Genomic DNA, 22,900 nt, shown 5'->3' on the forward strand with positions numbered 1-22,900 from the left:
CCGATCCGCTCCCGGATCGACGCAGATCCCCAGGTCCGGCGGAGTTGCCCCTGAGCCGGCGGAGCCTGCCGCCTTCCCGGGTGACCGGGGTGTCCCGTCGAGCGAGCACCCCGGTCACCCGGTGCGGCCGGGGTGGCGTCAGTCGGTCTTGACGGGGGTGAGGGTGAAGCCGTTGTTGGGCTTGCCGGCGAGGAGGTCGGCCAGGCCGCCGCTGAGGGCGTAGGTGGTGCCGTCGGGGCCGGCGGTGACGTCGCTGGTGACGGGGTCGTCGACGGTGTCGGTGACCTTGACGGTGGCGCTCTTCCAGCCGTCGCGGGATGTCACGTGCTGGATTCGGGCGGGCTCACCGGTCAGCAGGCCGCTGCTGACGGTGGTGAGGGAGCCGTCCTTGAGCAGCCGCATACCGGCCACGGGTGCCGCAAGCGGTGCGGAGAGTTTGATCAGCCGGGCCCGGTCGGGGTGCTTGACCGGTACCCGGACGAGGGAGCCGTCGGCCATGGTGATGACCAGCTGGTCGCCCTTCACCCACTCCACGGCCGTCATGCCGACGTCGTCGAGGAGGTTGGGGATGTCCAGTTCGCCTTGGAGGAGGCTGTTGCGCGCGAGGACCGTGGCCCGGCCCTCGCGGTCGATACGGAAGATCGTGGGGGTCAGCTCGTCGACGGCGTAGGCGGTGCCGTCGGGCGCCATCGTGATGTCGGAGACAAGGTGCTGCCTGCCGTCCAGGAGGAGCGCGGTCAGGTCCACGCACCAGTCCTGCTCACCCGTCTCCAGGTCGTAGCTTCCCACTCCGGCGACGCGGAACGGAGCGTCTGTACGGGAGCGTTCGGCTGTGCCGTAGTCCACGTTGCCCACCAGGACGCGGCCCCGCCGGGGATCGGGGACGACGGCCTGGGCCGAGGTCATCTCGGGGTCGTCGACGAGGACCCGGACCGCTCCCTCCGGTGTGACGGCGTGGACCTTGCCCTGCTTGAGCGAGCCGACCAGGAACGTCTTCGACGCGGTGTCGTAGCCGAGGGAGTGGGGGAACACATTGGCCCCGTCCGCCTTGATCACACCGGGTCCCGGCCGTCCCTGTGCGGTCGGCGTGAGCCGGTTCTCCGTACGTTCGACGGCGGTGACCTTGCCGGAGCTGCCGGAGCTGCCGGAGGACCCGTTCACGGCCAGTGCCGTCCCGGTCGCCGCGAGCACGACGAGCGCCGCACCCGCGACCGCCGTCTTCAGCTTCAGGCTCCTTCCCCTTCCCGCCCGTGGGGCTTCTGCCGGCGCCATGGCGCCGTCCGTGACGTCGCGGCCCAGCAGGGCGGCCAGCCGGTCGAGCGCGCCGGCACCGGCCGGGGCGGCCTTGGAAGGACCGAACGGGCTGGGCTCACTCGCCGGCAGCCGGGTGAGCAGGCCGGCGGCGAACTCGGCCTCGGGCTCGACCAGGGCATCCGCGAACACCACGGTCCGGCCCAGAGCGCGGGCCAGGTCCCAGCCGTGGACCAGGTGCTCCAGGGTCTGGAGATGCAGGGCGACCGCCCCGGGCACCTCACCGAAAGGGATCCGCACCGTCCGCTCCGGCGCGCCGGGCTCGGCGAAGGCCGCTGCCAGCGCCGCGCCGCTCTGCCGGAAGGACTCGGACGCCGGCCCGGCCTGGCCGGTCAGCGCGATACGGAAGGAACTCTGGCCGTCCCGGAGGTGATCGACGAGTTCCCGGACGGTCCAGTCGGAACAGGGTGTGGGGTTGCCCCACTGGTCGTCGCCGATGGACTCGACGAGTACGGCGACGGTGTCGACGACGGTGACAAAGCTGGCGGACATGATGATGACCTCGCGAAGGCGTGCGGCATCGCCCGGCGACCACGGTGGTCCCGGCTGCGCACGCGAGTTGGGATGAAGGAAAGGAAGAAGGAATCAGGGACGAGGGATCAGGACGGAGCAAACCAGCGGGGCAGGGTGATGTCCGTGCCGAGCGGCCCTACGTGGTCGTTGGTGTGCGGCAGCAGACGCAGCGCCGCCTCTGACGCGGAGTCACGTTCGGCGGTGACCACCACCAGCCGCAGCCCCGGGTCCTGCGGAACGGCGATCGAATGCTGCATCACCTCCAGCTCTCCGACCAGAGGATGCGTCATCCGGTATGTGGCGAGGTCCCAGGCCCGTACCCGGTGCTCCGCCCACAGACCGGCGAAGGTCTGACTGTTCATCGACAGGTCACCAATCAACGCCGCAAGCTGCGGATCGTCCGGATACTCCCCCGCCAGCAACCTCAGCCGGCCCACGACGTCACGGGCCTTGTCCCGCCAGTCCGCGCCGTACAGATCCCGGGTGTGCGGATCGGTGAACACCATCCGCACCGTGTTGGGACGTGTCTCCGCACGCTCCGGAGCCGCCGGGTCCAGATGCCCCGCAATCAGCGCGTGCCCCGCCGGGTTCCACGCCAGCACATGACTGCGCCGGCCCAGAAGGATCACGGGTGCCGAAGTACCGACAGCATCCAGGAGCTGCCGCACCTCCGGCGTGACACGATCCGCCGGCAACCGGCGCCTGCGCACCCGGGGGCCAGCCTGTACGAGCGTGTGCAGATGGGAACGCTCCGCATCGCTCAGCTTCAGGGCACCGGCCAACGCATCCACCACCTGGGGCGACGCTCTGGAAGTCCCCTGCTCCAGCCGGATCAGATACGCCACGCTGACCCCCGCCAGCTGGGCGACCTCTTCACGGCGCAACCCCGGCACCCGCCGCCGCTCACCAAAGTCCGGCAGACCCAGATCAGCCGGCTTCAACTGCGCACGCCGCGCCGCGATGAACTCACCCAGTTCGCTCATGACCGGAAGTCTGCACTCACCCGCGAGAAACAGCCTGCTACAAACCGGGGCACCCACCTCCGGCCTCCGTGCACCGGCCCGGTGCGGTACTCGCTCGCCAGGAACCGGACGCCCGGCAGCGTCTCCACCCGGCACCTTCCCCTCCTCGGCCCGGAGATCACCGACGCCGCGGGAGTTGAGTGTTCCGTCCGGTGTCGGGATGTCGCCGTGGATCGTGCCGGACGAACTGTGGGACCGCCTTGAACCGCTGTTCAGGGCGGACCACCGATGCACGAACACCGGCCCGCACCGCCGCCCAGGTACGACGCAGCCCGGTGGCCGGCACTGTGGGTGCCGGCCACCGGGCTGTGTTGATGCTGCCTACTGCGGGGTGAGGGTGAAGGACTGGGCGGTGCCGCCGGTGCAGGTCCACTGCTGGAGCCGGGCGCCGTCGGCCGTGGAGACGTCGGTGACGTCCAGGCACTGGGCGGGATTGCTGCGTGGCGTCAGGGTGTAGGTGCCGCCCGCGCCGGGGACCGGCTTCCACTGCTGGTTGCTGCCGCCGCCGTAGGCCCAGAGCTGGATCTTCGCTCCGCTGCCCGCGCCCGCCCCGCCGGTGATGTCCCACACGGCGTTGGCCCCGTTGCGGCTGACGACCCGGTAGTAGCCGCTGTCGGTGGGCTGGAACTGCCACTGCTGGTTGGTGCTGCCCGGCACACAGGTCCACTGCTGGACGGCGGCGCCGTTGGCGGTCGAACCGGCCGCGTCGTCCACGCACTTGCCGCTGTTGGCGTTGGTGACCGTGTACCACTTCGCCGGGTCGACGGGCCCGGTGGTGCCGCCGCCCGCGTCGGGCCAGATGTACGTGCCCACCGTCTTGGCGGGCAGTGTGCTGCTCACCTGCTGGCCGCCGGCGCGCAGCGTGAACGGCTGGTTGGAGGCCGTCTGGTTGACCACGACGGTGACCAGGCTGCCGTCCGGGTTGAGGAAGGCGACGTTGGTGACCGTGCCGCTGTTGCCGTTGTTCGTCTGGACCCGGGTGGCACCGCGGGCGACGAACTTCGAGAACTGGCTGACGATGTAGTACTCGGGCAGCGCCCAGTACGTGTCCGGGTTGCTCGGCGACTGGATGAGCATGGTCGGGTCGGGTGCGCCGGACCACTGCTCGGGGCTGCGGTTCTGGTCGAGCATCGTGACCCAGTCCTGGTACATGATCGACTGGTTGCGGAAGTACTGGACGATCCGGTCCGCGCCCGCCGTGCCCCACACGGCACGCTCGGTCATGGCCACGTCCTTGGTCGGGTAGCTCGACTTGACCTGTCCCATGGCGGTCGGATCGCCGCCGTAGTCGTGAAAGGCGACGCCGTCGACCGCGTTGAACGCGCTGCTGGGTGAGCCCGGATTACCCAGGACACCGGCGGCGTAGGCCGGGCCGTCGCCGAAGTTGTGGTCGTAGGCCCAGATCTTGGTGGCCGCCGCGCCGTTGTTGTTCAGCTCGGTGCGCAGTGCGGAGGCGATCCTGCGTTCCTGGTCGGCGGTGAGCGTCATGCCCGGGTAGTCCGGCGGCGAGAACAGCGGTTCGTTCTGCATCGTGACCGCGTGCAGCGGCAGTCCCTGGGCGGCGTAGGCGGTGACCGCCTTGCGCAGGTACGTGGCGAGCACGGGGATGTTCGCGTCGGGAAGCGTGCCGCCGATCAGGCTGTTGTTGCTCTTCATCCAGGCCGGCGGGCTCCACACACTGCCGAACAGCAGCAGGTTGGGGTTGATCGCCTTCGCTTCCTTGAGAACCGAGATGATCTTGTAGTCGATGTCCTTCTGGATGGAGAACCGCGACAGGCTCGGGTCGGCCGCGCCGTCGTCGTAGGTGTAGAACTGCCGCGCGGTGAAGTCGCTCGAACCCAGCGCGATCCGGGCGATGTTGAACCCGGCGCCGTTGACCGGGTCGACGAGCTTGCGCAGTGCCGCGGTGCGCGCGGCGGGGGTCATCCGGGACAGGTTGTAGATCGTGGACTCCTCCAGGGAGGAGCCGACGCCCAGGATGGACTGGTAACGGGTGGACGTGTCCGCGGTGATGGTGGCCGTGCCCGAGGCGGTGACCGCGGTGAGGTCGGCCTGCCGCGACAACTGGTACCGGGTCGAGGCGAGCCCCGCCGCCGGGTTGCTGAACCAGTTGGCGTTGGCGGGGCCGAACCCCGAGGCGGTCGACTCCGAGCTGAAGTACACCTGGACGGGAGCGGCGACCGCTTGTGCCGCCGGTGCGTTCACTGTGGTCAGAGTGAGGGGCGCGAGCAGCGCGCCGACCGCCGTCGCGGTCAGCGCGAACCTGGCCCGGCGGCTGCGCACCACGGGCCCGGCGGCTCGGGAGCGCGGTCGCCGCCAGTGGGGGTGTCTCAGAGGCACGGAAACTCCTGATGCGACCGCGGTGGACGGTCAGTGGGGTGACACAGGGGATTCATGACTTTTTACAAGCCGTGAACTTAGAGCGGTGCCGAAGGAGCGTCAACCCTCGCGTCACAACGAGCGGCGTGGGCCGCATCCGGTTTCGCGTTTCGCCGGGCGGCCCGCGCCGAGCATCCGGGAAGGGTCAGGCACGAGCGAAGTGGAGATGTATTCTCCAATTAGGCTCCGCGGTGCGGGACCCCCGGCCGCCCACCCCGAAAGCGAGACGCTCCGCATGGCCGCACCCCACTCGTCCGGTGCGTCCGAGGAGACCGGTGGGCCGGTCAGGCCGCGGCTGCGGCGGGACGCCGAGCGGAACCGGAGCAAGCTGATCGCCGCCGCGCGCGAGGTGTTCCGGGTCCACGGCCTGGGCGCCACCCTGGACGACATCGCCCGCCACGCCGGGGTCGGAGTGGCCACCGCGTACCGGCACTTCCCCAACAAGCAGGCCGTGCTCGACGCGATCGTCCACGACCTGTTCGCGCGGATCGTCGAGGCCACCCGGCAGGGCGCGGAGGATCCCGACGCCTGGCGCGGGCTGACGACCGGCCTGGAGCGGGTGGCCGCGCTGCACGCGCTCGACCGCGGTCTGCGCGACGCCCTCTTCCGGTACCGCGCCGACCGGCCCGCGACCGTCCTCGCGGAACAGCGCGCGCAGATCCGGCACCACGTCGAGGTCAGTGTCGCGCGGGCCAAGGAACAGGGTGTGCTGCGGGCCGACGCGGAGCCCTGGGACCTGATGATGATCCAGCAGATGCTGGCCGTCATCACCGACCACACAGCCGAACCCGACCTGTGGCGGCGGTATCTGCGGCTTCTCCTCGACGGCCTGCGCACACATCCCGTGGGCACCGACACCCTGCCCGGCGCCGACTTCGGCGCACGGCTGAACGCCGACCGCCGGCACCCCGGGTGAACGCCCCGCCAACTCCCCCCGACCAGTGGGCGATCCCCCGCCGACGTCCCGGTTTCCATGCCCGGCATGCTGTTAATGTCCGGCGTCGTGACCAACTTGCTGATATCGCGGGCCCCTGCGGGGCGTCCGGAGGGCGGGCCCCGCGGGGTCCGCCTGGGCGTGGGGCTCGTCGCGGGGGCCGTGCTCGGGTACTCCGTGGTGACGGCGCGGCTGCACGGGGACATCCGGTACGTGCTGGCGTGTCTGCGCAGCGGTGAGGCGGTCGGGTTCTCGCCGTCGGAGACGTTCACGCACCGGCCGTACTTCTACCGGTGGTTCCTCTACGGCGCCGACCAGCTGACGGCCGGGCCGACCGCCGTGCGCGAGGCGATGCTGCGGGGCATCGGTGTGCTGCTGTGTCTCGCGGCCGGGTTCGCGCTGCGCCAGGCGCTGCTGCGGCGGCTGCCGCGCCGGGAGGCGGATCTGACCGGGGCCGTCGTCGCCCTGGCCCTCGCGCTGGCGCCGCGTACGGACTTCCTCCAGCCTGAGTGGGCGGCCGCGCTGCTGTCCGTGCTCGCCGTGGCCGTGGTGCTGGCCGTCGAACGGCCGCTGCCCGCCGCCGCGCTCGCCGCGCTGCCGCTGGGGCTCGCGGTGATGATGAAGTACTCCACCGCCGCGACCGCGCTCATGGCGCTGCTTGTGCTGTTCGCCGTCGACCGGGTGCGGGCGCTGCTGCTCACCGCCGCTACCGGTGTGTCCGGTGCGCTGCTGCTCGGCTTCAGCCTCTGGTCGGGCTCGCACGAGTGGCAGTGGATCCGGGACATGCCGCAGATCAACCAGGGTGCGCTGTCCCGGCAGGGCCTCAGGCCCGGGGACGTCTTCGCCAAGTCGGCCGACTTCCTGGCGGACCGGGCCGTACTGAGCCCCGTACTGCTTCTGCTGCCCGCGGCCCTGCTGCTCCTGCTCGCCTGCCAGGGGGACCGTCGGCGGCGTACCGAGTGGGCGCTCGTCGCCCTGGTGACGTTCGCCGTGGGGCTCGGTGCCGTGGTGGTGCAGGGGAACTGGTTCGCGTATCACGCCGCCGCGCTGCCGGTGGGCGCCGCCGCCGTGTGGGGGCTCGCGGTCGCGCGCTGGTACGGGACGCACGGGCGGGCGCCGCTGGGGCTGCTCGCGGTGAGCGCCGCGGCGGCCGTGCTCGCGCCGCTGTACTCCGAGGCGCCCGGGGCGCTCCAGCGGTCGGCCGTCGTATGGCTCGGGGGAGTTGCCGCCATGGGGGCCGCGCTGCTCGACGTACGAGGTGCCCGCGCGGCCTCCGGTCTCCGCCTGCCACCCGTCCTCGTGGGGCTCGCCGGGGTCTTCCTCCTCGCGGTGACCGTGTGGCCGGCCGCGCCGCATCTGATGGACCGCGGGAAGGTCGGGTCGACCAACTCCGCGTATCTGGCCGCCTCGGACAAGAAGGCCGACGCGGCGGCGGAGGTACGGCGGCAGCTGCCGGACGGGGCGCTGGTGCAGTACCTGGCGTTCGGCGACGAGGCGTACTTCATCGGGCACGCCTCGTCGTGCCGCTATCCGATCCCCACGTTCCTTCAGCGCACGCGCTATCTGCCGGATGTCAGTGGCCTTGACTCGTATGCCGAGAACGCTCGTTGTCTGGATGTGGATCCGCCGGAGTACGCGGTGCTCGACCGGGGGTGGTTTCCGCCGGCGAAGGTGGATCGGTCGCTGGCGCGGCGTGTCGAGGAGCGGTATGCGTGCCCGGTGGCGCCTCCTACGCGGCTGGTGGTGTGCCGGTTGCGGTGAGCGGGCCGGGTTCTCGAGCGCCGGACGGGCCGGGGGGTCAGCGCACGCCGATCAGGCCTGTCACCCGGTGTGCCATCTCCACCGCGTAGTTCTGGCCTCGGTCCTGCGGGTAGACCTGGGCCATCGTGGCCAGGGTGACGCGGGTCATGGCCGTTGTGTGCGGGGGGATCAGCGCCCGGTACTCCGGGGTGACGACCGGCTGTGCGAAGGGGGCGCGGGAGAAGTGCCAGTCGGTGATCCAGGAGCGGTCGAAGCCGGGGTTCAGGCGCTGGAGCCACGGCACGTAGGCGTCGAGCAGTTCCTCCGGGTCGGAGGTGAAGCGCCAGTCGTCGCGCGGGACGTAGTTGCCGACGTACACGATGTGCTTGCCGCCGTACTCGGCCCGGTCGACCATGTTGGTGTGCTCGACGACGGCGAGGAACGGGAAGTCCGTGTCGTTGACGTTGAGCCAGTAGTACGGGATGACGCTGCGGTCCAGCTCCAGGACGAAGCAGGTGGCGCCGAGGTACTGGTTGCGCCACACCACGTCGTCGGCGGGCAGTCCGGCGGCGCGCGCGAAGACGGGCTGCGGGGTGGTGACGATCAGGTGGTCGAAGCCGTACGAGGAGCCGTCCTCGGCCTCGACGGTGACCGTGTCGCCCTCCTGCCGGATCCCCGACAGACGCTTGCCGAACTCGATCTTTCCGCCACGGTCCGTCACCGCGTCGGCCAGGGCCGCGTACACCTTCTCGAACCCGCCGTGCACATAGCCCAGTTCGAAGGTGCGGCAGTGCACGCGGGCCCACAGCCAGGCCATGGACACGTCCTCGGCCCGCTCCCCGAACTTGCCGCGCAGCAGGGGCTCCCAGATCTCCTCCGTGGCCCGGCGCCCGGCCCAGCGGCGCAACCACGCGAGGGCCGTACGGTCGTTGAAGCGCTCGCCCTTGCGGACCGCCTTGAGCAGGGCGGAGGAGAACCCGAAGCGCAGGGCCGGTATCGGCGGCAGGAAGCGCAGCATCTCGACCGGGGTGCTGAACGGGCGCAGCCGGCCCGCCCGGAAGATGCCGGTGGTGGGCTTGTGGAAGCGCAGGGACGGGCCGAGGCCCAGCTCCTCGATCAGCTCGATCATCGCGCGGTCGGAGCGGAAGATGTGGTGGTAGTAGCGCTCCAGCGGTGTGCCCTGCACGGTCAACGACCCGGCCAGGCCGCCGAGTTCGTCGGCCGCCTCCAGGACGGTGACCGAGTGACCGGCCTTGACGGCGTCGTGGGCGGCGGTCAGTCCGGTGGCGCCGGCGCCGATGATCCCCAGGTTCACGCGAAACTCCACTTCCGGTTGAGCAGGAACTGCACCGCCAGGACCAGCGGCAGGGAGGCGGCCTTGACCAGGTTCGGGTCGATCCCGAGCCGGTCGGCGAAGAGCCAGAGCAGTCCGACGGTGAGGGCGATGCCGCACAGTCCGACGGCGTAGAAGCGCACGAAGCGCAGGAGCAGCCGGTCGCGTCGGTCGAACGTGAACAGCGCGTTGAGCACGAAGTTGTTGGTGATGCCGAGCGAGGTGCTGACGCCGTTCGCGAGCTGCTCGTGCCAGCCCAGCACGTTGTAGAGCAGCGCGAAGGCCGCCAGGTCCAGCAGGACACCGCTGCCGCCGACGAGGGTGTAGCTGACCAGCTGCCGTACGTCCCGGCGGCGGCCGCCGGTCCGGGCGGGTGTGTCAGTCGCCGTCATGCCGGACCACCTGCCGGACGATGTACAGCGGTCTGCCCTGGACCTCGCTGTACGTGCGTCCGATGTAGGTGCCGAGCACGCCGAGCGAGAGCATCTGCACCCCGCCGAGGAAGAGCACGACCACCATCAGCATCGTCCAGCCGGAGACGGTGATGTCCGGGAAGAACACCTTCATGGCGAGGGCGTAGACGATGCCGGCGAACGACAGGGTCAGGACGAGGAATCCGAGCCGGGTGATCAGCTTCAGTGGCACCGTCGAGAAGCCGGTGACGCCGTCGATCGCCAGCCGTGCCATCTTGCGCATCGGGTACTTCGTCTCGCCGGCGAACCGTTCGTCGCGGTCGAAGCGCACCTCGGCCTGGACGAAGCCCATGGAGGCCACGATGCCCCGGACGAACCGGCTGCGCTCGCGGTAGCGCCGCAGTTCGTCGGCGACCCGCCGGTCGAGCAGCCGGAAGTCCCCCGTGTCCACGGGTATCTCGGTGTCGGTGCAGGCCCGCAGGACGCGGTAGTACGCGGCGGCCGTCGACCGCTTGAACAGCGAGTCCTGCCGGGAGCGGCGGCGCGCGTGCACGATCTCCGCGCCGTCCCGCCACGCGTCTATCAGCTCCAGGCTGACCAGCGGCGGGTCCTGGAGGTCCGTGTCCATCACTATGACGGCGTCGCCGCGGGCCTCGTCGAGACCGGCGGTGATCGCCATCTGGTGGCCGAAGTTGCGCGCGAAGTCGACTATCCGCACCCGTGGGTCGTTCTTGGCCAGATCGCCGAGTATCTCCAGCGAGGTGTCCACGGAGCCGTCGTTGACGTAGACCAGCTCGAACGACAGCTCCGGTCGGGTGCCGATCGCGGCGATCAGCTCGTCGTGGAAGCGGCGGATGCCGTCCTGTTCGTTGAACACGGGCAGCACATAGCTGACGAGTTGTCCTCGCCCGGGGCGCGCCCTACTCGGTGGGGCCGGTGAGGGCCCGGTGTCAGATGTGTCCAGCATGCGGTGAAACTAGGCACTCGTGCTGAACGGAAAGCAAACACACGGCAGTTTCCTTGGTTCGAACAGCTGGCGGACAGACCTTACACAGCCATTCGCGGCGCATCCCGCCGAACGGAGGTGTTGTGTCCGGCTTTCGGGGGCATCCGGGTACTGCTTGGGACCACAGGCAGCAGACATGTTGATTCCGGTTGTTCCGCCTCACCGGCGGCCTGGGCTCTTGGAGCAGTCATGATCACTCCTTCCGCCACTGCTGTCCGCACGCTTCTCGCGCGCTACGCCGACGCGCGCATCGCGCACGAGAGCGGGCCCACCGCGGCCACGGTCCGCCGGCTCGACGACGTCTCGTACACGCTGTGTGTGCTCACCGCCCGCACCGAGATCGCGGAGGCCCTCGCCGCGGCGGACGCGCTGTTGCGGGTCGCGGAGCCTGCGGCCCGGGTCGGCCGTGTGGAGCGGGTGGAGCACGGGGACCGGGCGGGGCGGGTGGAGCGGGCGCTGCCTGCCTAAGCGAGCGCTGCCCGCCTAGGGGAGAGGGCTTCCCGGGTCAGGAGCGCAGGGGGAGGGCTTCCCCGGATCAGGACTCGTCCCGTGCCGTCCGGTGGAGTTGTTCCAGTGCGTCGAGGACCACCGTGCCGGCGTACCACTGGAGCCACTCCCCCGTGGTCCGCTGGACCTGGTCGAAGGCGGCGAGCTGGGTGCGGGTGAAGCCGGTGACCGGGTGGGTGTGGTGACTGGAGATCACGCCCCGTACGCCGCCGTCCGGGTCGACCAGCGGCACGCTGTGGCAGCCGCGGCTGCCGCTGTCGAGGATGACCTGGCGGGTCTCGCTGTCGAAGACCTCGGCGGTGGCGATGTCGCGCACGGTGACCTGCCGTACCGCCTCGGCGGCGCGCGAGCAGGACGTACCGCCCTCGACGAAGGCGAAGTAGTCGGTGAACGCCCGGGGATGGCCCTGGTGCTTCTCCATACGCAGCGCCCCGCCTTCGGAGAGCTGGGCGTTGCCGGCGTCGGCGCCGGCCACCTCCAGGACCCGTCTCAGTGCCGCGCCCAGCACCTGCCCCTGGTTCTTCGCGTCGAGCGGCCCCGCCCGCAGCGCCTTGAGGGAGGGGGCCGCGGTGCGGGCGCGGTACGGGAACCACTCGGCCGCGTCCGGCGCGGGGGCGGGGGTCGCGGTGAGTACGGCGGCGATCTGGTGCAGCTTGACGTTGAAGCGTTGCGACACGTTCCGCATGAGGGCGAACGCGTCCGCGGGGTCGTCCAGCCGGTAGCGGCCCATCAGTACGCCCTGGGCGAGCGCGACCTGGGAGCGCGCCCGGATCTGGGTCTCCAGACCCGCCACCCGCTCCTGGAGCTCGCGGTTCTCCACCCGCAGGCTCTCCTCGGCCGCGGCGTCCACGGAGGAGGCGGTGGAGGCGGTGGAGGCGGTGGAGGAGTCGTCGGCGGGGGGCAGGGGTGCCGGGGAGAGTTCGTCGTTGGCCATGGCGACCTCAACTGTTCGGATGCAGACACACGGAACCGGCGTGGACCGGCGAACCCGTACCGCACCCCGGAACACGGGGCTCCGGACGAGGGCATGGCGATCCACGCGCGCGTGCCTACTTCCCAAGCACGTCCGTGACTTTAACCGCTGTGACGTGCGTGGTACTCCCCACCCCCGGCCGGACCGAGGTCGTGGGCGGCGGCCGGGGATCAGTCGTCCGGGATGCCGGGGCCGCTGAGGGCCGGGACGGTCTGTTCCGGGTGGGCGAGGGAGCGGGCGCTGTTGCGGAACTGGGCCAGCCTGTCGATGACCGACGCGCCCATGGGGGTGTGACCCCAGACGCTGATGCCCTGGTGGGTGCTGGGTTCCCAGGTCGACTCGTCCACGACGAGCGGGTTCCAGCCGACCTCCCACTCGAAGCCGGAGGGGGTGCGGGCGTAGTAGGACAGCTCCTTGTCGTTGGTGTGCTGTCCGACGGACAGGGCCATGTCGAAGCCGAGTTCGTGCACCCGCTGGTAGCTGCGGGCCATGTCGTCGAGGGTGGCGGCCTGGATGTTGAGGTGCTGGACGCGGGTGCGGACGGGGTCGACGGGCAGGCCGCGGACGCCGGCGACGGCTATGGAGTGGTGGCGTTCGTTGACGCGCAGGAAGCGGATCCTGAGTCTGGCGCCGCTGATGGTCTCGTCGATGTAGTCGGTGAGGCGGGCGTCGAAGACGGTGGTGAAGTAGCCCCGGATCAGGGTGGGTCGGGCGGAGGTGAGGGCGATGTGGCCCATGCCGGAGTCTCCGGTGACGAAGCCGGACGCGAGCATCCTCAGGGGTTCGGGCGAGGTCAGCGGGGTGGTGTAGATCTCCTGCGTGATGCCCTTGGGGCCGGGGAAGCGCAGCAGGCGTTCGACGCCGCGCAGGGCCGCCTCCTCCGCGGTGCCCTCGGCCACCGGGACGCCGTGGGCCCGGACGCGGGCCTCGATTCGCTCGAACGTGGGGTGGTCGTCGATGTGCCAGCCCGCCGCGACGACGTCCTCGGCGGGGCCGCGCCGGATCAGGAAGCGGCATTCCTGGTCGTCGAGGCGGAACCGGGTCAGGCCGGAGTCGGGGTCGTCGCGGTGCATGCCGATGGCGTCGGTGCCGAAGCGGCGCCAGTCGGCGAGGTGGTTGGTCTCGATGACGAGGTAGCCGAGGTGGACGGCGCCGAAGACGGACGGGGGGCCGTTCATCGGCGGCCCGCCAGGAAGTCGGCGCACAGCCGGTTGAAGAGTTCGGCGCGCTCGAACTGGACCCAGTGGCCGGTGTTGGCGACCAGGTACAGGTCGCAGTCGGGCATCCTGTCGGCCAGCATCCGGCCGCCGCTGGGCCGGTTGACGCGGTCGGCTGCTCCCCACACGACCAGTGTCGGCACGGGCAGCCTGGCCAGGCGGGGGTCCCGGGTGAAGTCCATCCGCCACAGGGTTCGCAGGGCGTGCGGGCCCGTGGGCCTGCGCAGCGGGGGGTTGGCGATCACCTCGGGGTCGATGCTGGCCTCGTAGCGGGCGTCTATGACGTGGTCGGGGACGTCGGCGGCGTTGAAGACGAGGTGGCTGCGGATGAACGCTTCCAGTTTTGCCCTCGATGGGCCTTCGCCCGAGTAGTAGTTGAGGAGGCTGCGGAGGCCCGGGGTGGGCAGGGTGCGGGTGGTGCCGATGCCTCCGGGGCCCATGAGGACGAGGCGGTCGACGCGGTCGGGGGTGTCCAGGGCCAGGCGTAGGGCGCAGGCGCCGCCGTAGGAGTTTCCTATCAACGATGCCTTTTGCAGGCCGAGTTGGTCCATCGCGCCGCGGATGTGGTGGGCCAGGTGGCCGAAGGGGTCGGTGGGGTCCACGCCCTTGGTGCTGCGGCCGTAGCCGGGGAGGTCGGGGACGATGACGCGGTGGTGGCGGGACAGTGGGGCGATGTTGCGGGTGTAGTTGGGGACGCCCGATGCGCCGGGGCCGCCGCCGTGCAGGAGCAGCACGGGTGGGCCTTCGCCGGTCTCGGAAATGTGGATTTCCTTGCCGGCGACGGTGACGGGGTATTCGTGGAGGGGCGGTAGGTCTGTGTGGGTGGGCATGGGGGTCCTTACGGGGGGTTCTTCGGGTGCGGGTGGAGTGTGGCTGGTCGCGCAGTTCCCCGCGCCCCTACTCGGCGTTGGCGTCCCCGGCGGGGGGCAGTTGCGGAGCTCTAGCCGGGGGTCTTCGGGTGCGGGGCCGTTGGGGCTGGTCGCGCAGTTCCCCGCGCCCCTGCTCGGGGTTGGGCATCCCCGGCGGGGGGTAGTTGCGGGGGTCTAGCCGGGGGTCCTCGGGTGCGGGTGGGGTGTGGCTTGTCGCGTAGTTCCCCGCGCCCCTACTCGGGGTTGGGGGTACCCGGCGACGAGTTGGGGGCGGGGGGTGGGGGTGGGAGGGGGGTTGATTTGGGGGCTGCGGCGTAGACGTAGGCGTCCGGGCGTAGGGCGACCGTGGCCGCGTGGTGGTGGGTGAACCAGCGGAGCAGTACGTCGTCGCTGTCCACGAGGGTGCCGACGGCCGGACGGGATCCGGCGGGGGTGACGGTGAGGGAGGGGACGCCGAGGCGGTCCCAGGCGTGGCGGGGTGTCGGGGTCCCGGCGTGCAGCAGGAGCCAGCGGTCACCAAGGGCGTCGTCCAGCGGTACGCGGATGCCGTCCGGGCCGGTCACGAACGGCTGCGGTATCTGGTGCCCGGTGGCGCCGCCGCGGGCGGTGGCGAGCAGGCCGGTCGCGTAGTGGGCGCGGGGGATCCACTGGGAGTTCTGGAGCCGGCGGCTGAAGCCGGGGACGCGGTCCAGGGCGCGCAGCCCGGTGTCGCGCAGTGCCGTCACCAGCGGGCGCCGCTCGGTGATCACCCGGCCGACGGTGACGGCCCGCCGGGTGACCTCCCGGACATGCGGCCTGCGTTCGGCCTCGTAGCTGTCGAGCACCGCGTCCGGCAGCTCGCCGCGCAGCACGGCCGCCAGCTTCCAGCACAGGTTCGCCGCGTCCCGTACTCCGGCGGCCATGCCCTGTCCGATCCACGGCGGCATGGCGTGCGCGGCGTCGCCCGCGAGGAAGACCCTGCCGACCCGGAAGCGGGACGCGAAGCGGACGTGGTGGCTGTAGACCGTGGCCCGCAGGATCCGGACGCTGTCCCGGCCGATGCCGTACCGGGACACCAGCGCGTACACGGCCTCGTCGGTGACCAGTCGCTCCTCGTCGTCGCCCGGCAGGACCGGGAACTCCCAGCGGTGGTGGCCGAGCGGTGTCGGGCAGTCGACCGCGGGCCGGGCCGGGTCGCAGCGGAACCGCAGCCGGTCGTGGTCCGGCCAGGGCTTGAGCACCTCGGTGTCGACGACGACCCAGCGGTCCTCGTACGTCCGTCCCTCGTACCCCACGTTGAGCTGCGCCCGGGTGAGGCTGGAGCCGCCGTCGGCCGCGACGACGTAGGCCGCGCGGATCCGACGCAGGGTGTCGTCGGCGGCGCTGACCAGGGTCAGTTCCACACCGTCGGCGTCCTGGCGCAGCCGCAGGCACTCGTGCCGTAGCAGCACCTCCACGTTGGGGTAGCGGTCGACGCCCTCGCGCAGGACGCGTTCCAGCGCGGGCTGGTAGAGGAACATCTGCGGCGGATGGCCGTGTCCGCGCGGGGTCGGGCGGGCGCTGACGAAGGTCCGGCCCCTGGCGTCCACGAAGTCCAGCGGCCGTTCGGCGAGCATGTCCCGCTTCAGCCGCTCGGCGAGTCCGGTGCGCTGCCAGATCCGTACGACCTCCTCGTCCGTGGAGATCGCCCGCGCCCGGGTGAAGACCTCGGCATCGCGCTCGACCACCACGACCCTGAGGCCGGTCGCGCCCAGCAGGTTGGCGGCGGTCACCCCGGTGGGCCCGTAGCCGATGACGGCCACGTCGTACGCGTCGGTGCTTTTCTCGGCGCTGGTCCCGGTCACGGGGCACCACCTCACTGTCGTGCCTGTCGCATCGGCTCTGCTGCATCGGCTCTGCTGCATCGGCTCTGCTGCGTCGGCTCTGTTGCATCGGCTCTTGCTGTAGCGTTTACTCCAATTGGAACAGTCGCTACGGTAAGCACGGCGACGGAGGCCGGTCAAGGGCCGGCGACCCGACGGACGGCGAGGAGCGGGACATGACGGGAGAGCAACTGTGAGGACCGGCGTACCCACGAGGCCCGGCACACCCCGGCGGATCGACGTGCACCAGCACCTCGTACCGCCCTTCTACCGCGACCTCCTGATCCGCTCGGGCCTGGCGGAAGCCGGCGGCCGGGCCGTGCCCGAGTGGAGTCCCGAGGCCGCGCTGGAGGTGATGGACCTGCTGGAGACGGCCACGGCGATCCTGTCCGTGTCCACACCCGGCACCGCGTTCCTCACCGAGCCGGCCCAGGCCACCGGTCTGGCCCGGCGGCTCAACGACTTCTCCGCCGCGCTCCCGGCCCAACACCCGGGCCGCTTCGGCTGGTTCGCCACCCTGCCGATGCCCGACGCCGCCGCCTCCGCGGCCGAGGCGGCCCGGGCGCTGGACGGACTGGGCGCCGACGGAGTCACGTTGCTCGCCAACAACCGGGGCGAGTACCTCGGCGCCGCCGGCCAGGACGAGCTGTGGCGGACCCTGAACGACCGGGCCGCCGTGGTCTTCGTCCACCCGGCCGAACTCCCGGCGCCGCCGGTCGAGAACATCCCGCCGTTCGCCGCGGACTTCCTCCTGGACACCACCCGGGCCGCCTACCTCCTCGTACGCAACAAGATCGTGCGCACCTACCCGGACATCCGGTTCGTCCTCAGCCACGCGGGCGGCTTCGTGCCGTACGCCTCCCACCGCATGGCCGTCACGATCGCCGGTGAGACCGGGCGCAGCCCCCTCGACGTGCTGGACGACTTCCGCGGCTTCCACTTCGACACCGCGCTGTCCTCCAGCCCCGCCGCGCTGCCCACGCTGCTCGCCTTCGCGCGGCCCGGCCATGTGCTGTTCGGCAGCGACTGGCCGTTCGCGCCGGCCGTGGCGGGCCAGTACTTCCTCAGCGGGCTCGAAGCGGCCGGTGTCCCCGCCGTGGACCGGGCCAACGCCGAGGCCCTCTTCCCACGCCTGCGCACCACGGTCCCCGCCGCCGCTCCCCGGCCCGGCCTGCGCCACTCGGCCCGGCGGACCGCGGCCCGGCTGCTCTTCAGGCTGGTCCAGCCCGGGACGGACTGAGGACGCCGGTCCCGCTGCTCCTGTAGGGCCCGCTCCACTTACAGTGGGCGCCACTGAGGGTGAGCGTCGGAGAGGTACGGGCATGGCGGGGACCAGCGAGCGCAAGCAGCGCGCGAACGGCGTGGAGTCACGGGAGCGCATCCTCGACGCCGCGGCACGCATCGCGGGCGAGCGCGGCTACGACGGTACGTCGATCGCGGCGGTGAGCGCCCGCTGCGGGCTGCCCGCCAGCTCGATCTACTGGCACTTCAAGGACAAGGACGACCTGATCGCCGCGGTCATCGAGCGCTCGTCCGCCGCGTGGCTGGCCGCGGTCGAGCTGCCCGGCGCCGAGACCGGCGGCCCCCGCGAGCGGGTCTCGGCCATGGTGGCGAACGTGGCACGCGCCCTCGTCGACGACCCCGACTTCCTGCGCCTGGGCCTGATGCTCGCCCTGGAACACCGCCCCACCGAGCCGCGCGGGCGGACCGTGTACATGAACGCCCGGTCCGTCGCCCGCCGGCACGTCAGCGAGACGATCAACACCCTGTTCCCGGACCTCGCCGAGCCCGACGTACAGACCCTCACGACCTACGCCGTCTCGGGCGCCGACGGTCTGTTCGTGCACCGGGAGGTCACCGGCGAGAGCGTGGACCTCGTGGCCCTCTTCGAACTGCACGCCCAGCTCTGCTACGACGCCGCGGTCCGGATGGCGGGGAGGGCGGGCGGCAGTGGGAAGGGGAAGCGCGAGGTGAGCGGGGGCGGGACCTGACTGGCGCCGGGCATGCCACCCGTCGGTCCGTCAGCCCGGCTCGCCCGTGAGCACCGCCTGGACGCGGTCCCCGGCGCCGAGTGGGGGCGGGGAGTCGTCCCGGGTGGCGGCCGGCGGCGAGACGGCTGCCGTCCGCGGCGAGGGTGTGCTGTCGCCGCAACCGCGGGCGAGGTCCCGCTCCGTCATCGGATCGTCTCCGCCGTGTGCCGGGCGTGCACCCAGCCGAGGGGGGGCGTAGAAGCGGTGCTGTACGGAGAGTTCGTCGCGTGCGCCGGTCAACGGGCCGTTCTCCCGGACCGGTTCGGGGAAGGTGTGACCGCCTTCGAGAGTGAGGTGGAGACCGGCCACGACCTGGTGGCCGCTGAGCAGGGCGGCGGCGGGGTGCCGGGGGACGCGGGGGCTACGGAGAAGTGTCGGCCCCGCGAGCGGGCACGGCCAGGGCCGGCCGGGGACCGTGACCCCGGCCGGCCCTCGGGGCCTGTCGTGTCAGCCGTTCACCAGCGTCACGTCCTGCGTGCGCAGGGCGTGGAAGTGGGGCAGCGGGATACCGCCCTGGGGGTTGAGTTCCATCAGGGTGGCCTCGACGTTCGCCGCGCCCGCTTCCAGGGTGGTGGAGGGCTTGCCGGTGTTCGCCCAGCGGCGCAGGGCGCCGTCGCAGACGGCACGGGTGCCGCCGATGCCGTGGCGGACGTTCTTGGCGGCCTGGGAGACGGTGGAGCTGACGAAGACGGGGCCGGCGCTGCCGAGGCACCGGTAGGTGCCGGTGAGGGTGATCGTGCCGTCGGTGGCGATCTTTCCGGTGGGGTCGACGGTCACCGTCTCCAGCGGGGCGGCTGTGGCGGTGGCCGTGGCCGCGGTGGTGCCGGGGACGGCGGCCAGGGCTAGTGCGGCGGCGATGCCGAGGGCGGGGCGCGGGAACATGGGGCCTCCTGGGGAAGGGGTTTGCGGGGCTTCCACAGGTAGCGGTCCGGCGGGGTCGTGGGCGTGATCGTCACTCCATCGGTGGCGAGTCCGCGTCTACGGTCGTGGAACCGTCCGGGTGTTGTCCGCGTGTTGTCACGTCTGGCGCTCGTCGGTTCCGATGAGTTCTCGGCGGGAGGATGGTCTGTTCATAGGGACGGAGGACTTACGGAAACGGATCCGTGGGTTCGGTTCCCTGGACCCGGAGGTGCGCCATGTGTTCACACCAGCCCTCGTGCCTGTCGGCGGACGCGGTCGCGCCGCATCTTGTGAGTGCGCATCCTGAGCAGGGGTGGAGTCTGCTGTGCGACGGCACGATCGTCTTCGACGATTCCGGTGAGCTGCTGCCCGACGGTCGCGTCGTCGCCCCGCACCGGGCGCCGGTGAATCCCCTGGCAATGGCCGCCTGACTGCCACCTGCCCAGGTATCACGCCGGGTGCGGGTCGTGGTGGGCTGGTCGCGCGGTTCCCCGCGCCCCTGTCTGCGTGCGGGCAGGCCCCGTTGCATCGGTTATGGGAGTACCGCGAAGCCGTCCAGTTCCACCAAGGCTTCTGTGTCCCACAGGCGGGTGATCTCCACGACTGCCATTGCCGGGTAGTGGCGGCCCGCCAGTCTTCGCCAGGTGCGGCCCAGTTCGGCGGCGTGTTCGCGGTAGTCGGCGACGTCCGTGGCGTAGACGGTGACCCGCGCCAGGTCGGCCGGAGTGCCGCCCGCCGCCGCCAGCGCGGCCAGGAGATTGGCCAGAGCCCGCTCGAACTGACCGGTCAGCGTGGTGCCGACCACCTTGCCCTCCGCGTCGAGCGCGGTCTGTCCCGCCAGGAAGACCAGCCGTGACCCGGTCGCGACGACGGCGTGCGAGAAGCCGGTCGGCGGGGACAGCTCGGGCGGGTTGACTCGTTCGGCGGTCACAGCGCTCCCTCGTCGGATTCCCGGGCCTTGCGGTACGACGCATACAGCTCCTTGGCGATGATGCCCCGTTGCACCTCGCTGGCCCCCTCGTAGATCCGCGGCGCCCGCACCTCCCGGTACAGATGCTCCAGCGGATGCCCGCGCCGCAGGGCGCGCGCCCCGTGCAGCTGGACCGCGGCGTCGACGACGTACTGCGCGGTCTCGGTGGCGAGCAGTTTCGCCATCGCCGCGCGCCGGGGCACATCGGGGTCGCCCGTGTCGTAGGCCGTGGCCGCAGCGTGGACCATGAGGCGGGCCGCCTCCGTGCGCAGGGACATCTCGGCGACCTGGTGGGCGACGGTCTGGAGGTCGGCGAGTGTGCCGCCGAAGGCCTCGCGGGCCGTGGTGTGGGCGAGGGTCGCGTCAAGGGCGGCCTGTGCCATGCCGACGGCGAAGGCGCCGACGCTGGGGCGGAACAGGTTGAGGGTGCTCATCGCGACCCGGAACCCCTGGTCGGGTGTGCCGAGGACGTCCTGGCGCGTGACCGGGACGGCGTCGAAGCGGAGGGCGCCGATGGGGTGCGGGGAGAGCATCTCCAGGGGGCTGCCGGTGAGGCCGGGGCGGTCGGCTGGGACCAGGAAGGCGGTGACTCCGCGGGCGCCGGCGTCGGGGGTGGTGCGGGCGAAGACGGTATAGAAGTCGGCCTCGGGGGCGTTGGAGATCCAGCACTTCTCGCCGGTGAGCCGCCAGCCGCCGCCGTCGCCGTCGCCGTCGGGCCCGTCCGGTTCGGCGGCGAGGGCGAGCGCCGCCGCGTCGGATCCGGCGCCGGGCTCGCTGAGTGCGAAGGCGGCCACGGCGGAGCCGTCGCTCACCGCCGGAATCCAGCGCTCGCGCTGTTCGGGTGTGCCGTGGGCGTGGACGGGGTGCGCGCCAAGGCCCTGGAGGGCGAGGGCCGTCTCGGCCTCGGTGCAGGCGCGGGCGAGGGACTCGCGCATCAGGCAGAGGTCGAGGGCGCCGGAGTCGAAGAGACGGGAGATGAGCCCGAGGCGGCCGAGTTCGGTGAGCAGCGGACGGTTGACGTGCCCCGGCTCGCCGCGCTCGGCGAGGGGGCGCAGTCGCTCCGCGGCCAGGGTGCGCAGTTCGGCGCACCAGGCGGTCTGTGCCGGGTCGAGCGAGAATGCGGGCACGGCCGGACCTCTCTCCCCGTGGCCGGGTCGTGGCCACCCTCCGACGGTATCGCGCGCCATTGACTGTCGTCACTAACACGTTACGCTCCAGGTGTGGGTCCGCCACAGGGCCCGCCAAGCCGGATGCGCAATCCAGGCCCTGGCCGTACCAGGCAAGGGGGCGATCCACCCATGGACGGTCCGACCCGCTCCGCCCACGTCGACACCTTCGCGCGCGACCATCTCCCGCCGCGCGAGCAATGGCCCGAGCTCCGCTTCGACCTGCCGGAGCTGCACTATCCCGAACGGCTGAACTGCGCCACCGAGCTGCTGGCGGGCGGCGCGCCGGACGCCCCGGTCTTCCACACGCCGGACGGCCCCTCGTGGACGTATGCGCGACTGAGCGCCCAGGTCGACCGGATCGCGCATCTGCTCACCGGCGAGCTGGGTGTGGTGCCCGGCAACCGGGTGCTGCTGCGCGGCCCCACCACCCCGTGGCTGGCGGCGTGCTGGCTGGCGGTGCTGACGGCGGGCGCGGTCGCGGTGACCGTACTGGCCCGGCAGCGCCCGCACGAACTCGGCACCGTCTGCGAGATGGCCGAGGTGCGGCACGCCCTGTGCGACGTCCGCTTCCGCGACGATCTGGCCAAGGCCGGGATACCCGGGCTGCGGATCACGACGTACGGCGGTGACGACCCCGACGACCTGCTGCGGCTCCCGGCGCCGGACACTCCGTATCCTGCCCTCGACACCGCGGCCGACGACGTGGCGCTGATCGCGTTCACCTCCGGCACCACCGGGCGTCCCAAGGGCTGTATGCACTTCCACCGGGACGTGCTGGCCGTCGCTGACACCTTCGCGCGGCACGTCCTGCGGCCCCGCGCGGACGACGTCTTCACCGGCAGCCCCCCGCTCGGCTTCACCTTCGGCCTCGGTGGCCTGGTCGTCTTCCCGATGCGGGCCGGCGCGAGCGCCCTGCTGCTCGAACAGGCGGGTCCCGGGCAGCTGTTGCCGGCGATCGCCGAACACCGGGTCTCGGTGCTGTTCACCGCGCCGACCGCGTACCGCGCGATGCTCGCCGGGTCCGCGGGGCACGACCTCTCCTCGTTGCGCCGCTGTGTCTCGGCCGGCGAGAACCTGCCCGCGGCCACCTGGCACGCCTGGCACGAGCGCACCGGCCTGCGGATCATCAACGGCATCGGCGCCACCGAACTGCTGCACATCTTCGTCTCCGCCGCGGACGAGGCGATCCGGCCCGGCACCACCGGGATCCCGGTGCCCGGCTGGCGGGCGCGGGTGCAGGACGCCGACGGCAGACCCGTGCCCGACGGCACGCCGGGGCTGCTCGCCGTGCAGGGCCCGGTCGGCTGCCGCTATCTCGCCGACCCCCGCCAGAGCGAGTACGTCCGCGACGGCTGGAACCTCACCGGCGACACCTATGTCCGCGACGCCGACGGCTACTTCCGGTACGTGGCCCGCGCCGACGACATGATCATCTCGGCCGGGTACAACATCGCCGGGCCCGAGGTGGAGGACGCGCTGCTGCGGCACCCGGACGTCGTCGAGGCGGCCGTGGTCGGCCGCGCCGACGAGGAACGCGGGCAGATCGTGGTCGCCCACGTGGTGGTGGCGGAGGGGGCCGGACGGGACGCCGACGCGCTGCGCGCCTTCGTCAAGGCGGAGCTGGCGCCGTACAAGTGTCCACGCGAGATCGTCTTCCTGGACGCGCTGCCGCGCACGGCGACCGGGAAGCTCCAGCGGTTCCGGCTCCGCGAGGAGAGCCGGGCCCACCCCTGATCCGGACAAGGACACCTAGGTGACCAGCAGCGATGTCGA

Annotated in this window: 21 protein-coding genes; 7 read left to right on the forward strand and 14 right to left on the reverse strand. The window is 71.7% G+C overall.

Features of this window, described 5'->3' with window-relative positions:
- Positions 1-138: 138 nt before the first annotated feature.
- The 3 genes from ACIQAC_RS16325 to ACIQAC_RS16335 form a co-directional block, all read right to left on the reverse strand.
- Positions 139-1,803: a TIGR03086 family metal-binding protein gene (locus ACIQAC_RS16325; RefSeq protein ID WP_402191370.1), complete on the reverse strand. Its 1,665-nt coding sequence runs from the start codon at positions 1,801-1,803 to the stop codon at positions 139-141.
- 107 nt (positions 1,804-1,910) lie between these two features.
- Positions 1,911-2,807 (reverse strand): helix-turn-helix domain-containing protein, encoded by an 897-nt coding sequence (locus ACIQAC_RS16330; protein WP_402191373.1) that lies wholly within the window; start codon positions 2,805-2,807, stop codon positions 1,911-1,913.
- Between the two features lie 360 nt (positions 2,808-3,167).
- A complete protein-coding gene (locus ACIQAC_RS16335; protein ID WP_402191375.1) occupies positions 3,168-5,186 on the reverse strand; it encodes an RICIN domain-containing protein in 2,019 nt (672 codons plus the stop codon).
- Positions 5,187-5,460: 274 nt separating this feature from the next.
- Between ACIQAC_RS16335 and ACIQAC_RS16340 the strand changes: the two genes are divergently transcribed.
- Entirely contained in the window at positions 5,461-6,141 is a 681-nt protein-coding gene (locus ACIQAC_RS16340; RefSeq protein ID WP_402191377.1) for a TetR/AcrR family transcriptional regulator, read from the forward strand.
- An 87-nt stretch (positions 6,142-6,228) separates the two neighbouring features.
- Positions 6,229-7,920 carry a hypothetical protein gene (locus tag ACIQAC_RS16345; protein ID WP_402191379.1) on the forward strand — a complete coding sequence of 564 codons (1,692 nt, stop codon included), beginning with the start codon at positions 6,229-6,231 and terminating at the stop codon, positions 7,918-7,920.
- Between the two features lie 37 nt (positions 7,921-7,957).
- On the opposite strand, the gene ACIQAC_RS16350 is transcribed toward ACIQAC_RS16345, so the two are convergent.
- Genes ACIQAC_RS16350 through ACIQAC_RS16360 form a run of 3 tightly spaced genes read right to left on the reverse strand, consistent with a single transcriptional unit; the run spans position 7,958 to position 10,612 of the window.
- Positions 7,958-9,214 (reverse strand): NAD(P)/FAD-dependent oxidoreductase, encoded by a 1,257-nt coding sequence (locus ACIQAC_RS16350; RefSeq protein ID WP_402191381.1) that lies wholly within the window; start codon positions 9,212-9,214, stop codon positions 7,958-7,960.
- Positions 9,211-9,624 (reverse strand): GtrA family protein, encoded by a 414-nt coding sequence (locus tag ACIQAC_RS16355; RefSeq protein ID WP_402191383.1) that lies wholly within the window; start codon positions 9,622-9,624, stop codon positions 9,211-9,213. Before ACIQAC_RS16355 ends, ACIQAC_RS16350 begins: the two co-directional genes overlap by 4 nt.
- A complete protein-coding gene (locus tag ACIQAC_RS16360) occupies positions 9,611-10,612 on the reverse strand; it encodes a glycosyltransferase family 2 protein (RefSeq protein ID WP_402191384.1) in 1,002 nt (333 codons plus the stop codon). The genes ACIQAC_RS16355 and ACIQAC_RS16360 overlap by 14 nt, the downstream gene beginning before the upstream one ends.
- Positions 10,613-10,840: 228 nt before the next feature.
- On the opposite strand from ACIQAC_RS16360, the gene ACIQAC_RS16365 reads away from it, so the two are divergent.
- Positions 10,841-11,119, forward strand: coding sequence for a DUF5133 domain-containing protein (locus ACIQAC_RS16365; RefSeq protein WP_402191387.1), 279 nt, complete (start codon positions 10,841-10,843; stop codon positions 11,117-11,119).
- Positions 11,120-11,186: 67 nt separating this feature from the next.
- On the opposite strand, the gene ACIQAC_RS16370 is transcribed toward ACIQAC_RS16365, so the two are convergent.
- From ACIQAC_RS16370 to ACIQAC_RS16385, 4 genes are all read right to left on the reverse strand, one after another.
- Complete coding sequence (locus tag ACIQAC_RS16370) at positions 11,187-12,092, reverse strand: ANTAR domain-containing protein (protein WP_402191389.1); 906 nt, start codon at positions 12,090-12,092, stop codon at positions 11,187-11,189.
- Between the two features lie 209 nt (positions 12,093-12,301).
- Positions 12,302-13,309 (reverse strand): VOC family protein, encoded by a 1,008-nt coding sequence (locus tag ACIQAC_RS16375; protein WP_402191391.1) that lies wholly within the window; start codon positions 13,307-13,309, stop codon positions 12,302-12,304.
- Positions 13,306-14,178, reverse strand: coding sequence for an alpha/beta fold hydrolase (locus ACIQAC_RS16380; RefSeq protein WP_402191394.1), 873 nt, complete (start codon positions 14,176-14,178; stop codon positions 13,306-13,308). Before ACIQAC_RS16380 ends, ACIQAC_RS16375 begins: the two co-directional genes overlap by 4 nt.
- Positions 14,179-14,450: 272 nt before the next feature.
- The gene (locus ACIQAC_RS16385) at positions 14,451-16,040 is read right to left on the reverse strand and encodes a bifunctional 3-(3-hydroxy-phenyl)propionate/3-hydroxycinnamic acid hydroxylase (protein ID WP_402191397.1); all 1,590 of its coding nucleotides are present in this window, start codon (positions 16,038-16,040) and stop codon (positions 14,451-14,453) included.
- 211 nt (positions 16,041-16,251) lie between these two features.
- Between ACIQAC_RS16385 and ACIQAC_RS16390 the strand changes: the two genes are divergently transcribed.
- The gene (locus ACIQAC_RS16390; protein WP_402191399.1) at positions 16,252-17,298 is read left to right on the forward strand and encodes an amidohydrolase family protein; all 1,047 of its coding nucleotides are present in this window, start codon (positions 16,252-16,254) and stop codon (positions 17,296-17,298) included.
- 82 nt (positions 17,299-17,380) lie between these two features.
- Positions 17,381-18,049 (forward strand): TetR/AcrR family transcriptional regulator, encoded by a 669-nt coding sequence (locus ACIQAC_RS16395; RefSeq protein WP_402191402.1) that lies wholly within the window; start codon positions 17,381-17,383, stop codon positions 18,047-18,049.
- Positions 18,050-18,079: 30 nt separating this feature from the next.
- Here the strand turns inward: ACIQAC_RS16395 and ACIQAC_RS16400 are convergent, their stop codons facing one another.
- Positions 18,080-18,235, reverse strand: a complete 156-nt coding sequence (locus tag ACIQAC_RS16400) for a hypothetical protein (protein ID WP_402191403.1) — start codon at positions 18,233-18,235, stop codon at positions 18,080-18,082.
- A 300-nt stretch (positions 18,236-18,535) separates the two neighbouring features.
- Positions 18,536-18,970: a DUF6299 family protein gene (locus tag ACIQAC_RS16405; protein ID WP_402191405.1), complete on the reverse strand. Its 435-nt coding sequence runs from the start codon at positions 18,968-18,970 to the stop codon at positions 18,536-18,538.
- A 254-nt stretch (positions 18,971-19,224) separates the two neighbouring features.
- Here ACIQAC_RS16405 and ACIQAC_RS16410 point away from each other — a divergent pair, with 254 nt between their 5' ends.
- Positions 19,225-19,419, forward strand: coding sequence for a DUF5999 family protein (locus ACIQAC_RS16410; protein ID WP_402191406.1), 195 nt, complete (start codon positions 19,225-19,227; stop codon positions 19,417-19,419).
- Positions 19,420-19,520: 101 nt separating this feature from the next.
- Here ACIQAC_RS16410 and ACIQAC_RS16415 read toward each other — a convergent pair whose 3' ends face one another.
- Entirely contained in the window at positions 19,521-19,919 is a 399-nt protein-coding gene (locus ACIQAC_RS16415; RefSeq protein WP_402191408.1) for a RidA family protein, read from the reverse strand.
- A complete protein-coding gene (locus ACIQAC_RS16420; protein ID WP_402191410.1) occupies positions 19,916-21,085 on the reverse strand; it encodes an acyl-CoA dehydrogenase family protein in 1,170 nt (389 codons plus the stop codon). Before ACIQAC_RS16420 ends, ACIQAC_RS16415 begins: the two co-directional genes overlap by 4 nt.
- Before the next feature lie 171 nt (positions 21,086-21,256).
- Between ACIQAC_RS16420 and ACIQAC_RS16425 the strand changes: the two genes are divergently transcribed.
- A complete protein-coding gene (locus ACIQAC_RS16425; RefSeq protein ID WP_402191412.1) occupies positions 21,257-22,861 on the forward strand; it encodes an AMP-binding protein in 1,605 nt (534 codons plus the stop codon).
- Positions 22,862-22,900 lie beyond the last annotated feature (39 nt).

Source organism: Streptomyces sp. NPDC088387, from assembly GCF_044753385.1.
In the GTDB taxonomy this organism is placed as follows: domain Bacteria; phylum Actinomycetota; class Actinomycetes; order Streptomycetales; family Streptomycetaceae; genus Streptomyces.